Annotated in this window: 12 protein-coding genes; 6 read left to right on the forward strand and 6 right to left on the reverse strand. The window is 51.9% G+C overall.

All coding sequences use genetic code 11. From position 1 onward, the window contains the following. Positions 1–18 precede the first annotated feature (18 nt). Entirely contained in the window at positions 19–1,308 is a 1,290-nt protein-coding gene (clcB, locus tag OGX89_RS06270; RefSeq protein WP_032934569.1) for a voltage-gated ClC-type chloride channel ClcB, read from the forward strand. Here the strand turns inward: clcB and bioD are convergent. From bioD to ynfL, 3 genes are all read right to left on the reverse strand, one after another. Next, positions 1,264–1,959, reverse strand: coding sequence for a dethiobiotin synthase (gene bioD, locus OGX89_RS06275; protein ID WP_126957142.1), 696 nt, complete (start codon positions 1,957–1,959; stop codon positions 1,264–1,266). The two genes, clcB and bioD, sit on opposite strands and share 45 nt — an antisense overlap. A 125-nt stretch (positions 1,960–2,084) precedes the next feature. Beyond that, positions 2,085–3,305, reverse strand: coding sequence for a sugar metabolism global transcriptional regulator Mlc (gene mlc / locus OGX89_RS06280; protein ID WP_048214222.1), 1,221 nt, complete (start codon positions 3,303–3,305; stop codon positions 2,085–2,087). Positions 3,306–3,433: 128 nt separating this feature from the next. Continuing rightward, complete coding sequence (gene ynfL / locus OGX89_RS06285) at positions 3,434–4,333, reverse strand: multidrug efflux transcriptional activator YnfL/SxtR(Kp) (protein ID WP_003832887.1); 900 nt, start codon at positions 4,331–4,333, stop codon at positions 3,434–3,436. Positions 4,334–4,440: 107 nt separating this feature from the next. Between ynfL and ynfM the strand changes: the two genes are divergently transcribed. Further along, positions 4,441–5,694 (forward strand): multidrug efflux MFS transporter YnfM/SxtP(Kp), encoded by a 1,254-nt coding sequence (ynfM, locus tag OGX89_RS06290; RefSeq protein ID WP_003832886.1) that lies wholly within the window; start codon positions 4,441–4,443, stop codon positions 5,692–5,694. A gap of 33 nt (positions 5,695–5,727) precedes the next feature. On the opposite strand, the gene OGX89_RS06295 is transcribed toward ynfM, so the two are convergent. The 3 genes from OGX89_RS06295 to OGX89_RS06305 form a co-directional block, all read right to left on the reverse strand. Next, complete coding sequence (locus OGX89_RS06295) at positions 5,728–6,414, reverse strand: CPBP family intramembrane glutamic endopeptidase (protein ID WP_003832885.1); 687 nt, start codon at positions 6,412–6,414, stop codon at positions 5,728–5,730. Between the two features lie 143 nt (positions 6,415–6,557). After that, on the reverse strand, positions 6,558–8,048 hold the full coding sequence (locus OGX89_RS06300) for a sensor histidine kinase (protein WP_063941572.1): 1,491 nt from the start codon (positions 8,046–8,048) through the stop codon (positions 6,558–6,560). Continuing rightward, positions 8,045–8,767, reverse strand: a complete 723-nt coding sequence (locus OGX89_RS06305) for a winged helix-turn-helix domain-containing protein (protein WP_126957231.1) — start codon at positions 8,765–8,767, stop codon at positions 8,045–8,047. Before OGX89_RS06305 ends, OGX89_RS06300 begins: the two co-directional genes overlap by 4 nt. A 188-nt stretch (positions 8,768–8,955) precedes the next feature. Between OGX89_RS06305 and msrP the strand changes: the two genes are divergently transcribed. From msrP to asr, 4 genes are all read left to right on the forward strand, one after another. Continuing rightward, positions 8,956–9,960 carry a protein-methionine-sulfoxide reductase catalytic subunit MsrP gene (gene msrP / locus OGX89_RS06310; RefSeq protein ID WP_003832879.1) on the forward strand — a complete coding sequence of 335 codons (1,005 nt, stop codon included), beginning with the start codon at positions 8,956–8,958 and terminating at the stop codon, positions 9,958–9,960. Next, a complete protein-coding gene (gene msrQ / locus OGX89_RS06315) occupies positions 9,961–10,587 on the forward strand; it encodes a protein-methionine-sulfoxide reductase heme-binding subunit MsrQ (RefSeq protein ID WP_008784717.1) in 627 nt (208 codons plus the stop codon). Between the two features lie 47 nt (positions 10,588–10,634). Beyond that, entirely contained in the window at positions 10,635–12,122 is a 1,488-nt protein-coding gene (locus OGX89_RS06320; RefSeq protein ID WP_126957140.1) for a carboxypeptidase M32, read from the forward strand. Between the two features lie 137 nt (positions 12,123–12,259). After that, entirely contained in the window at positions 12,260–12,655 is a 396-nt protein-coding gene (gene asr, locus OGX89_RS06325) for an acid resistance repetitive basic protein Asr (RefSeq protein WP_048214236.1), read from the forward strand. Positions 12,656–12,663: the final 8 nt, after the last annotated feature.

The raw sequence follows: 12,663 nt of genomic DNA on the forward strand, positions 1-12,663 counted from the left end.
TTTCCAGTCTGGCCACTCATGCATCATTTACATGCTTACCCTGACCTGCGTGCCATGTTCCGCCGCCTGCTGATCGCCGCGTTGATTGGCGTCCTTGCTGCGCTGGCCGTCGCAGGATTTCGTCATGCCATGCTGCTTCTCGAATGGTTGTTTCTGAGCAACAACACGGGAAGTCTGGTCAACGCAGCGACAAACCTTTCGCCTTTAAGGCGTATGCTTACACCTGCACTCGGCGGCCTGGCGGCTGGATTACTACTGTGGGGTTGGCAAAAATTTAACCGTTTACGTCCGCAGGCTCCCACTGATTATATGGAAGCCCTGCAAACCGACGGACAATTTGACGTCAGTGCAAGCCTGGTGAAATCGCTGGCCTCGTTACTGGTCGTCGCCAGCGGGAGTGCCATCGGACGTGAAGGTGCCATGATTTTACTGGCGGCCCTGGCGGCCTCCTGCTTTGCTCAACGCTTTACCCCGCGTACAGAATGGAAGTTATGGATTGCCTGCGGCGCTGCTGCAGGTATGGCTGGAGCCTATCATGCCCCGCTGGCGGGCAGTTTATTTATTGCCGAAGTATTGTTTGGCACGCTGATCCTCGCCTCACTGGGACCGGTAGTGGTATCCGCCGTAGTCGCATTACTCACCACCAATCTGCTTAGCGACAGCAATGCGCTGCTGTATACCGTGCACCTGTCGCGGGAATTACATGCTCTGGAATACGTTATGATTGTCAGCACCGGTCTGGCTGCTGGCATCTGCGGACCGCTCTTCATGTGGTTGATGACTGCCAGCCATAATGTATTTTTGCGCTTAAAACTCTCGCCGCCGTGGCAACTGGCGCTTGGCGGGCTGATCGTTGGCCTGCTTTCATTGCTCACGCCAGCGGTCTGGGGTAATGGCTACAGCGTGGTGCAGTCATATTTACTTTCACCACCGCTGCTGGCCGTGGTTAGCGGGATTTTTATCTGCAAATTACTGGCGGTGCTTGCCAGCAGTGGATCCGGTGCGCCAGGTGGCGTGTTTACGCCAACGCTGTTTGTCGGCTTGTCGGTGGGCATGTTGCTGGGTCAGGTATGGGGATTATGGCTTCCAGGCTCGGATGAAATTGCCATTTTGCTGGGATTAACGGGGATGGCCACGCTGCTGGCGGCTACCACGCATGCACCAATAATGTCGACGTTGATGGTTTGTGAAATGACCGGGGAGTATCGCCTGCTCCCCGGATTACTGATTGCCTGTGTCCTGGCGTCGGTGCTGTCGCGTACGTTACGCCACGACTCTATCTACCGACAGCACGCTGCCGAGCATTGACAGGCGGATGTACTGCGACAGTTCACGCTGCTCTGCACGAGGCAGATAAGGCAGTTCACCGATCAGCGGTGCAGGTAATTTTTTACCCAGCACATCAATGATTTCCGCATAATGCGCCAGCCCAGGATTAATGCGATTCGCAACCCAGCCAATCAACGGCAGTCCGTCGCTGGCTATCGCCTGCGCGGTGAGGATCGCATGATTAATACAGCCTTCCTGGATACCCACTACCATCAGCACCGGCAGTTGTTCCTGCACCACCCACTCCGATAACGGACGCAGATCGTTCATCAAGCTCCGCCAGCCTCCGGTGCCTTCCACGACAACGTGATCAACTTTTTCGCTGAGGCTTGCGAGACCGTTGGATAACAGGGTGTAATTGACCGGACCACTATGCGCCACGCTACTTTCATCTTCGCTCAACGCAATTGGGTTAATCGCCTCATAGGGCAGCTCGATAGATGACACACTTTGCAGTACCAGTGCATCTTTGTTGCGCAGACCTTCGGCCGTCTCTTTGCTGCCTTTGGCCACAGGTTTGTAACCCGCAACGCTTTTACCCCCTGACGCTAACGCTTGTAGTAATGCGCGGGAAACCACGGTCTTCCCAACAGAAGTGTCTGTACCTGTAATAAAGAAACGCTTCAGCATCACTAACTCCACCGTTATGCTTTGAAAATATAAGTCAGGAAAATAAAACAGTGGAGAAAGTCTAAGGTATGACGACCAGGATCAGCTTGAGATAGCGCAATTTTTCGTACAACAGTTAAAAAATGTTAACCCTGTAATAGACGAATCAACAAAGAACCGTTATACATCGCGTCCTTCACGAGTGCCGCCCCTGCCATCGTCCCCTGATTGGTAAACTGGGTACTTTCAACGACTATATGCTGACTGTAAGCCGGAAGCGCCTGCTGACGAATGCTGTCAGCGATGGTTGGGAACAAGATATCTGCCGCTTTACTGAGCGGAGAGCCAATCAATATCTTTTGCGGGTTGAACAAATTCACCATGATGGCAAGAATTCGACCGACGTGGGTCCCGACGCCGCTAATGATATCTTTCGCCAATAAATCACCCTGCATGGCCGCCAGACACAGCGCGTCTACCGTTAACGGTTGTCCATGTAGAGAAGAACTCATTGACTGCTTCAGCCGCACCTGCGCCAATTCGAGCACGCTGTCGACGCTGGCGATTGTTTCCAGACAACCATGGTTGCCGCAGTAGCAGCGTTTACCGTAGGGATCGACCTGCGTATGGCCAATCTCCACCAGGCTACTGCTGCCTGCATGCAGCAAATGCCCGTCAGTGATCACCCCTGCACCCACGTTATGATCGATCACCACCTGAATGACGTCGCGAGCACCACGCGATGCGCCAAAAAGCGCCTCGGCCATCGTCCAGGCGCTGATATCGTGCTGAATATACACCGGCACACCGGTATGGTTCTCAAGCGCTTCGCCCAACGGCATCTCTTTGACATCTTCATAAAATGGCATGCGATGAACGATACCGTTTTCAGTATCAATAATGCCGGGTAAGGTGATGGCAATGGAGGTTAAGCGCTCCAGCTTTTGCTGGTGGCGGATGAAAAACTGATCGACCTGCGTAATCACGCGATCCAGCAACGGCGTTTCACTGACCAGTGGCATGTCCAGGCAATCTTCAACCACCAGCTTGCTGCTCAGATCGCGTAGCGCCAGAAAAATCTCGCCGCGACTGATACGAATGGATAAGTAGTGCCAGGCCTCCGTTTCGACAACCAGCCCAACGGCCGGACGACCACGGCTACCCGCTTCCTTGATTTCCAGCTCTTGCACCAGATGCGCTTCGAGCATTTCGCGGACAATTTTGGTAATGCTGGCAGGCGCCAATTGTGCCAGGCGAGAGAGATCAATACGCGATACCGGACCCAGCTGATCAATCAGGCGATAAACCGCGCCCGCATTGGTCTGCTTAATTTGATCGATATGCCCAGGCTGACTATCAGCAACCACCACTTACTCCCTTTATTTTCGCGCTCCGAAATAATCTGCGGGCTATGGTGAAGCACTTCAATGGCTTCCGTCAACTTTTTACTTAGCCTTGTGATTTACTGCACATTTTCGCCCATTTTTAAACTAAATTAACCGCCCTGAACGGCCGCCAGCAACTGCTCACGAAAGCGTTGCGCGGCGTGACTTTGCTCATGGTGCTTTGGCCACACTAACCACATTTCCGAGACAGCATCTTCTTCCGCTATCGGGATCCAACACATTTCATACAGCTGCACCCGTTTAAAAGAAGCAGGAAGTATAGAAACCCCTAATCCTGCGGCCACCAGCCCAATGATAGTCATCGCCTCGCCAACCTCCTGCGCAATCGTCGGTTTCAGTCCATAGCGACGCATCAGGCCCAGAATATCGTCATACAACCCTGTCCCCACATGGGGGTCAAAAAAGACAAATGGCTCATTCGCCAGTTCGGCCAACGTAACCACGGGTTTTTGCGCCAACGGATGCGCACGTGGGATCATTGCCATCAGTGGTTCATGCAGAATGATTTCACGCTCCAGTGTATCCGGTAGCTGCGTATTGCGCAGAAGTCCCAAATCCAGCGTTCCTTCATTGAGCGGGGCAATTTGCTCACGTGTGTTCATTTCACGGGTTTGCATATGCACTGCCGGGTAGCTTTGGCGAAACAGAGATAACGTATCTGAAACCGCTTTGATAAACGGCGCGGACGACGTAAAGCCAATACGCAATTCCCCTGCTTCTCCCAGATGCAAACGCTCAGCCCTGGCGGCGGCTTCATTAACCAGCCCGAGGATCTGCCGACTGTCCGCCAGAAACTGCTTTCCGGCAGAGGTCAGCGCCACGCTACGGTTAGTTCGGGCAAGTAACCGGGCGCCAACCTGCTGTTCAAGGATCTGGATCTGCTGGCTTAGCGGCGGTTGCGAAATGTTTAACCGCGCCGCCGCCCGACCAAAATGCAGCTCTTCGGCAACGGCCACAAAGTAACGTAAATGACGCAGTTCGATATTCATATTTTTAAAATATTATTTGAGATTATTAATATATTAGACAGAATATTGTGATTTTCATACTCTTATGGCTGGTCCTGTAGACGTAATTGAATGAGCAAGGATTTCAAGTGAGCCGTACAACAACTGTCGATACCGCGCCAACAAGCGATGTTGATGAACAGATAGTTACCCCGCCGGATGGTTTTATCAAACGCGGAACATCCCCATTTATGCGCGTCACGCTGGCGCTGTTTTCCGCCGGGCTGGCGACTTTTGCCCTCCTCTATTGCGTACAACCTATACTGCCAGTGCTTTCGCACGAGTTTGGGGTATCTCCCGCCAGCAGCAGTATTTCGCTTTCCATATCAACGGCGATGCTGGCGATAGGGTTGCTGTTTACCGGCCCACTTTCAGATGCTATTGGCCGCAAGCCGGTGATGGTTACCGCGCTGCTGCTCGCCTCTTGTTGTACGCTGCTTTCAACGATGATGACCAGCTGGCACGGTATTTTAATCATGCGTGCTCTGATAGGACTTTCACTGAGCGGCGTCGCGGCGGTAGGGATGACCTATCTGAGTGAAGAAATTCATCCCAGTTTCGTCGCCTTCTCAATGGGCCTGTATATCAGCGGTAACTCGATTGGCGGTATGAGTGGTCGCTTGATCAGCGGCGTATTTACCGACTTTTTTAACTGGCGTATCGCGCTGGCGGCGATCGGCTGTTTTGCCCTTGCCTCTGCACTGATGTTCTGGAAAATCTTACCGGAATCCCGACATTTCAGACCTACGTCGCTGCGCCCGAAAACGTTGTTTATCAACTTCCGCTTGCACTGGCGCGACAAAGGTTTGCCGCTGCTGTTTGCGGAAGGTTTTTTGTTGATGGGGTCGTTTGTCACGCTGTTTAATTACATCGGCTACCGCCTGATGCTCTCCCCGTGGGAGCTCAGCCAGGCGGTTGTAGGTTTGTTATCTGTGGCGTATCTGACTGGGACCTGGAGTTCGCCAAAGGCGGGTTCTATGACCACTCGTTATGGCCGTGGCCCGGTAATGCTCTTTTCAACAGGCGTGATGCTGGTTGGACTGTTAATGACCTTGTTCACATCGCTATGGCTGATCTTCGCCGGGATGCTGCTCTTTTCAGCCGGGTTCTTTGCCGCGCACTCCGTAGCAAGCAGTTGGATTGGACCACGAGCAAAACGCGCTAAAGGCCAGGCTTCTTCCCTGTATCTGTTCAGCTATTATCTCGGATCCAGTATTGCCGGTACGCTGGGCGGTGTGTTCTGGCACAGCTATGGCTGGAACGGCGTGGGCGGATTTATCGCCCTGATGCTGGTGTTGGCGTTGCTGGTCGGTGCGCGTTTGCACCATCGTCTGCACGTATAATCCACGATGCCCGGGTTCCGGGCATCACCTTCATCACCCTGGCTGTAACGTCTGAGCCGCCATCTGCAGAGCAACAACCGTCCCGTTCATCACTATATGCAGCAAAATTGGCATCAACAGACCGTTGCTTTTCAGTCTGGCCAGGATCAACACCTGCGACACAAGAAACAACATCAGCAACGTGCGTAGATCCACATACTGCGTATGCATGATGGCAAAAATGACCGATACCACCACTGACGACAGCCAGGTTTTATTATTGAACCAGTACTGGAACGCGTTGAATAAACAGCCTCTGAAAACAATTTCTTCATAAACTGGCGCGATAAATATCAGGGTCAACGTAGATAACCACAACGCATAACTACTTAAGGATATTTGGCTGGTCACCCACGCTTCAGTTTGTCTGAGACCCAAAATCAATGGCAGGATAAGCTGAATAAACAGCAGCGCCGCGAACAAAATGGCAAACCACCTGGCGTTGAAAATGCCTTTGCCCAGTCCCTCTCTTTTTCTAAAGAAGAAATAATACAGCGGAACCAGCACAACAAATTCCAGCGCAAACAGCAGCGGAAAAAGTAACCCTTTGGCAAGCAGGTCCTGACTCGCGGGGAAAAACAACGGGGTAAACGTGAGGCCAAACATCAGTAAAAACATTGAAAAGCAGCCAGCAACTGCTTTGGTCCTGGCGATATACAGGTTGTCGGCATCCTGTGACATACGATCTCCTTGCGCTCATCGAAGATAAGTTGATGAATTATCTATGCATGATAAAAATTCTCATTATCACTGACAACCTACCAACTTTTACGCAATGCCCATGGGTACAATGCCAAAACCCTCTTTACTCCGGAATTTCACCGTCAGCTACTCAGAGGAGAATCCGCCAGCGGCAACGAGAAACGGAAGCAAGCCCCTGCCGTTGAGCTAACCAGATGGATATCCCCTCCATGCAGCTCGAGCATTCTACGCACGATCAGTAAGCCCAGACCGCCGCGCTCAGCCCGCTGCTCACGGGGAATTAACGCGGTCGGGCGCTGAAACAATACTTCTCGCACAGCTTCTTCTACCCCTGGCCCACTGTCCTGCACTTCGGCTAATAAACGGTCTTCATCACGCCAGACTTTTAGCCGTACTTCGCCTCCGTCAGGCGTATGACGGATAGCATTATCCAGCAAATTCGTCACGACTCTTTCTATCATCGATAAATCGGCATTCACCAGCGGTAAAGGCCCCGTTACGTCAAGGTGCAACTGCAAATGACGCGTGGCAACAGGGAGATCAAATTTCTGTGCCACGTCCTGGATCAATTCACCAATAGCAAAACGTTCACGCTGCGGTTTTATACCGCCATGCTCCAGCCTTGCCAGCTCAAACAGCTGTTGTGACAGATGGCGAACTTTATGCCCCTGGCGCAGCGCGATGCTAAGATAATGCCGATTTTCCTCAGGCGTCATCGTATCGGCTTTCAGCGACAGCATTTCCAGATACCCCAACAGTGAAGTCAACGGCGTGCGTAAATCGTGCGAAATATTGGCAATAAACTCTCTGCGCTGACGATCACTGTCTGCTAATAAATCCCACTGCTGGGCAATTTTCTGCGCTAACTCGATAAACGCATTGTTCAGCAGCGCTATTTCATTCTCCGGTACCGGTTCGGGATTTTTTTGCGCCAGCTGTTTGATGACGCTAATGCTGTCCTGTTCCAGTTTGACCACCTGCCCAGTCAGCCTTTTCACTGGATTCGTCACCCATCGCCACACCAGGAATCCAGCGATTGCACCAGCTAATAAAACCAGTATTAACGTCCAGGCCACGGTATTCCAGAGCGTTTTTTGCCAGGCGGTATTCGCCAGCATATTCAGGTCTTCACCCTGCAGAATAATGTACAAATAGCCATGTAGCTCACCGTTATATAAAACCGGCGCTGCGCTGAATACCTTTTGCTGGCTGCTACGCGGATCGTTGCCATAGACGGGCAACGCATCTGAGTTAAGGAAATCCTGGATCGGCTGCACGCTAATTTTCTGCCGCTGGATATGCCCCGGCGGTGCGGCATCAGCAAGTATTTCACCTGACGGTGAAATCAGATACAGCTCCACGCTGGGGTTGAGCGTCATCAGGTGATTAAACAATCCTTTTAAGGTCTGGCGATTAATCTGCCCGCTGGTATCAATAAGCGACTCACTTTTGACAATCTTGCTCGCCAGCTCCAGCGAGAGCCTTTGCACCATGGCGTCACCATACTGTTTACTGCTGCGGATCTGGACAACACTGACGGTAACCGCACAAATCAGCATAATGGAGGTAAAGACGAGGGTCAGACGCTGGCTCAGCGACAGGCGATAAATCATGGCTGATGCTCCGCGTTAACAGCAGCAAGCTTATAGCCTCGTCCCCAAACCGTGAGAATAATTTCCGGCTCCGCAGCATCCTTTTCAATTTTGGTCCGCAGGCGATTAATATGACTGTTCACCGTATGCTCATACCCTTCATGCTGGTAGCCCCACACCTGATCTAACAGCGCCTGACGCGAAAAGACCTCGCCTGGATGACGGGCGAAAAAATAGAGCAGATCGAATTCGCGCGGCGTTAAATCGAGCGATTTACCATGCAGCCGGACTTCCCGGGCTAATGGGTCAATCTCTACGCCATGAACGGTGATAATCCCCGCCTCCATACGCAGGTTCTGACTCATCGCTTCCTGGCGGCGAAACAATGCCTTTACCCGGGCCATCAACTCCAGCACCGAGAAAGGTTTGGCCAGATAATCATCGGCACCCATTTCCAGCCCCAATACACGGTGCGTTTCGCTGTTGCGGGCGCTGATGATAATGACGGGCAAATAAAAACTCATTTGGCGAATGCGACGACAAATCTCCAGCCCGTCGACACCCGGCAGCATCAGATCGAGGATAACGGCATCCCAGACGTGTTTCTCCAGTTGTTCAAGCGCACGAGCTCCGTCTGCTTCATGAACAATTTCGTAACCCTCATCCTTCAGGCTAAGCTGCAAAAGTGAGGCAATATCGCTGTCATCTTCCACCAAAAATATCTTTTTCGCGCCTGCCATCAGTGTCATCCCCCTCTCGTCGTGCTGAAAGCTTACCTCAGGCAAGGGGCGGAAGTTATCACAAAATTTTTAACTTTTCGTGAGGATCCAGGGATACGCATACGCGCAGTATGTCGTTATAGACACGTCAGACATCAACAGGGAAACGTCGCTTGTTTTCCTTAACATGAAAATAAGAAGGATAATTCATGCTAAAAAAACGTCCACTTCGGGAAGCAGATGTTACAGCCGAGTCAGTATTTTTTATGCAACGACGACAGATCCTCAAAGCACTTGGGATAGGTGCTGCTGCGGCCACGCTGTCCTCCCCTACACAGGCTAATTTGCTGGATTGGTTTAAAGGCAACGATCGTCCACCGGCCCCCGCAGGCAAAGCGCTTGAGTTCACAAAGCCCGAGCGCTGGCAAAACAGCCTGTCACTGACGCCAGAAGACAAGGTGACGGGCTACAACAATTTCTACGAATTTGGTCTGGATAAAGCCGATCCTGCCGCCAATGCCGGTAGCCTGAAAACCGATCCCTGGACGTTAACCATCAGCGGTGAGGTCAACAAACCTTTAACCTTGGATCATGATGCGCTGACCACACGCTTTCCATTAGAAGAGCGTATTTATCGGATGCGTTGCGTTGAGGCCTGGTCGATGGTTGTGCCGTGGGTGGGTTTTCCGTTGCATAAATTACTGGCGCTGGTTGAGCCAACCAGTCACGCCAAATACGTCGCTTTTGAAACACGCTACGCCCCTGATGAAATGCCGGGTCAGAAAGACCGCTTTATTGGCGGTGGGTTGAAATATCCCTATGTCGAAGGTCTGCGATTGGATGAGGCTATGCACCCACTCACACTTCTCACCGTAGGCGTATATGGCAAAGCATTGCCACCGCAAAACGGGGCGCCGATACGCCTGACCGTACCCTGGAAATACGGCTTCAAGGGCATTAAATCGATAGTCAGTATTAAGCTGACGCGTGAGCAGCCGCCGACGACCTGGAATATGTCAGCACCGAATGAATACGGATTTTACGCCAACGTAAATCCGCAGGTTGATCACCCTCGCTGGTCTCAGGCTACTGAGCGTTTTATCGGTTCCGGTGGCATTCTTGATGTACAGAGACAGCCCACGTTACCTTTTAATGGTTATGCCGATGAGGTGGCATCGTTATATCAGGGCATGGATCTTCGGGAGTATTTTTAAGTGAGGTTGACTGCAAAACAGATAACCGGCCTGAAAGTGCTGCTGCATCTCGCCGGTTTTTTACCCCTGCTATGGCTCTTCTGGGCCGCGCAGCATGGCGGGTTGGGTGCCGACCCGGGAAAAGATATCCAGCACTTTACGGGCATTACCGCGCTGAAGTTTTTGCTGGCTACCCTGCTGGTATCGCCGCTCGCACGCTATGCAAAGCAGCCTTTGTTATTTCGTACCCGGCGGTTGTTAGGTTTATGGTGCTTTGCATGGGCCACACTGCATATTACCAGCTATGCTCTGCTGGAACTGGGTATACAAAACCTGGGATTGTTGGGTCGTGAACTGGTTTCACGCCCATGGCTGATGCTGGGTATGGCCGGTTGGATTATCTTATTCCTGTTGACGTTGACCTCGACACAAGCCGCTCAGCGTAAAATGGGCAAACGCTGGCAAACATTGCACAACTACGTCTACCTGGCCGCCATTTTGCTACCGCTGCATTATCTGTGGTCGGTAAAAGTGTTATCACCGCTCCCTATTATCTACGCCATCTGTTTTGTGGTTCTGCTGGCTTTTCGCTATAAAAAGCTGTTACGGAAAACCGGGTACAAAGGTGTGTTTATGAAAAGTGAGTGAATCACGGTAAACTTCTTAACCACACCTAAACAGAACGAGAACAAAAAATGAGTAACAATGATAATTACCATCAGCTCACCCGCACGTTCCAGCGGCTCTCTCGCTTCTCCCACCTCTCGGCAATCGCCAGTTGGGACATGTTTACCATGATGCCGCCAGGAGGCAGTAAAGCCCGAGGCGAAGCGTTGGCCGAGCTGAGCGTGCTTGAACACCAACTGTTAACTGACCCGAAAGTGGCAACGTGGATCGCCGCAGCGCAACAGGAAGATCTCAACGATGTAGAACAGGCGAACCTGCGCGAAATGTCGCGATTGCATCACCAGGCATCCTTGTTGCCCGAATCGTTGGTAGAAGCAAAATCTCTTGCGGGAAGTCGCTGTGAGCATGCCTGGCGTAGCCAGCGACCAGCTAATGACTGGGAAGGATTTTCCGATAACCTGAAAGAGGTTGTGAAGTACAGCCGCGAAGAAGCCCGACTGCGCGCAGAAGCTAAAGGTTGTTCGCCGTATGACGCGCTACTGGACATCTTTGAACCAGGAATGACCAGCGCTCAGTTGGATGTCCTTTTCGCAGACGTTAAAAGCTGGCTGCCCGATCTGCTAAACAAGGTGGTGGCAAAGCAGTCTCAGCAGTCGCTCATTGCCCCGGTGGGTCCTTTCCCAACCGCAATCCAGCGGAAGCTGGGCCTTGAAACGATGGCACAACTCGGTTTCGACTTTACCGCTGGTCGGCTGGATATCAGTGCACATCCTTTCTGTGGCGGCGTACCAGAAGATGTTCGCATTACCACCCGCTATGATGAAAACGAATTACTCAGCGCGCTGTTTGGCGTGATCCATGAAACCGGTCACGCGCGCTACGAGCAAAACCTGCCACGCAGCTGGTCTGGGCAACCTATTGCTCTGGCACGCTCAACCGCCATTCATGAGTCCCAGAGTCTGTTCTTTGAGATGCAACTGGGACGCAGTAAAGCCTTTCTGATGCGGTTGATTCCGGCTGTAACGCGCCACTTTGGCGATCAGGCAGCGTTTGAAGAAAGCAATTTCATCGCCTGGAACCAGCAGGTCAAGCCCGGGTTTATCCGTGTTGATGCCGACGAGGTAAGCTATCCCGCTCACGTGATCCTGCGTTATGAAATCGAACGTGCGCTTATTAATGGCGATATTGAAGTGGATGATATCCCGGCATTGTGGAACGAAAAAATGCAGTCCTGGTTGGGGCTGTCAACGATCGGAAACTATCGTAACGGCTGTATGCAGGATATTCACTGGACCGATGGCGGCTTTGGCTACTTCCCTTCCTATACCCTGGGCGCCATGTATGCGGCGCAGTTGTTCAGTGCCGCTAACCGCGCATTGCCTGATTTGAATCAGTCTATTGCACAAGGTGAGTTTGGTCCCCTGTTTGACTGGCTACGTCAGAACATCTGGCAGCATGGCAGCCGTTTTACCACTGAACAGCTTATTACCCAGGCCACCGGCGAACCGCTCAGCAGCCGTTATTTCCGCGCTCATCTGGAAACCCGCTATTTGTAATCTCATACCGTGAGTCATTGTACATATCGTTACACGCCGAAACCAATGACTCACGGAAGCCCTCTGATTACAGCGATATAGTTATTTCAACGGCCCCGCAGTGGGGTTGAATGAAAAACCAAATCGAGGGTATGAGAATGAAAAAAGTATTAGCTCTGGTTGTTGCCGCTGCTATGGGTCTGTCTTCTGCTGCGTTTGCTGCTGAGACAACTGCTACTACCGCTCCGACTGCTGCTGCAACCACCAAAGCAGCGCCGGCAAAAACCACGCATCATAAAAAACAGCACAAAGCAGCGCCGCAGAAAGCGCAGGCTGCCAAGAAACACGCTAAAAAATCCACCACTAAACCGGCTGTAGAACAAAAAGCGCCAGAGCAAAAAGCTCAGGCTGCTAAAAAACACACCAAAAAAGCGGCAACCAAGCCAGCAGCAGAACAAAAAGCACCAGAGCAGAAAGCTCAGGCCGCTAAAAAACACACCAAAAAAGCCGTAAAACACGACACCGCTAAACCAGCAGCTCAACCTGCAGCATAACGCATTTG

Source organism: Citrobacter sp. Cpo103 (assembly GCF_030332605.1).
GTDB classification, from domain to species: domain Bacteria; phylum Pseudomonadota; class Gammaproteobacteria; order Enterobacterales; family Enterobacteriaceae; genus Citrobacter; species Citrobacter portucalensis.

Coding starts and splice junctions, on each gene's coding strand:
- OGX89_RS06320 (WP_126957140.1), top strand. CDS start 10,635: ATGAGTAACAATGATAATTACCATCAGCTCACCCGCACGTTCCAGCGG.
- ynfL (WP_003832887.1), bottom strand. CDS start 4,333: ATGAATATCGAACTGCGTCATTTACGTTACTTTGTGGCCGTTGCCGAA.
- clcB (WP_032934569.1), top strand. CDS start 19: ATGCATCATTTACATGCTTACCCTGACCTGCGTGCCATGTTCCGCCGC.
- OGX89_RS06305 (WP_126957231.1), bottom strand. CDS start 8,767: ATGGCAGGCGCGAAAAAGATATTTTTGGTGGAAGATGACAGCGATATT.
- asr (WP_048214236.1), top strand. CDS start 12,260: ATGAAAAAAGTATTAGCTCTGGTTGTTGCCGCTGCTATGGGTCTGTCT.
- msrP (WP_003832879.1), top strand. CDS start 8,956: ATGCTAAAAAAACGTCCACTTCGGGAAGCAGATGTTACAGCCGAGTCA.
- bioD (WP_126957142.1), bottom strand. CDS start 1,959: ATGCTGAAGCGTTTCTTTATTACAGGTACAGACACTTCTGTTGGGAAG.
- OGX89_RS06295 (WP_003832885.1), bottom strand. CDS start 6,414: ATGTCACAGGATGCCGACAACCTGTATATCGCCAGGACCAAAGCAGTT.
- OGX89_RS06300 (WP_063941572.1), bottom strand. CDS start 8,048: ATGATTTATCGCCTGTCGCTGAGCCAGCGTCTGACCCTCGTCTTTACC.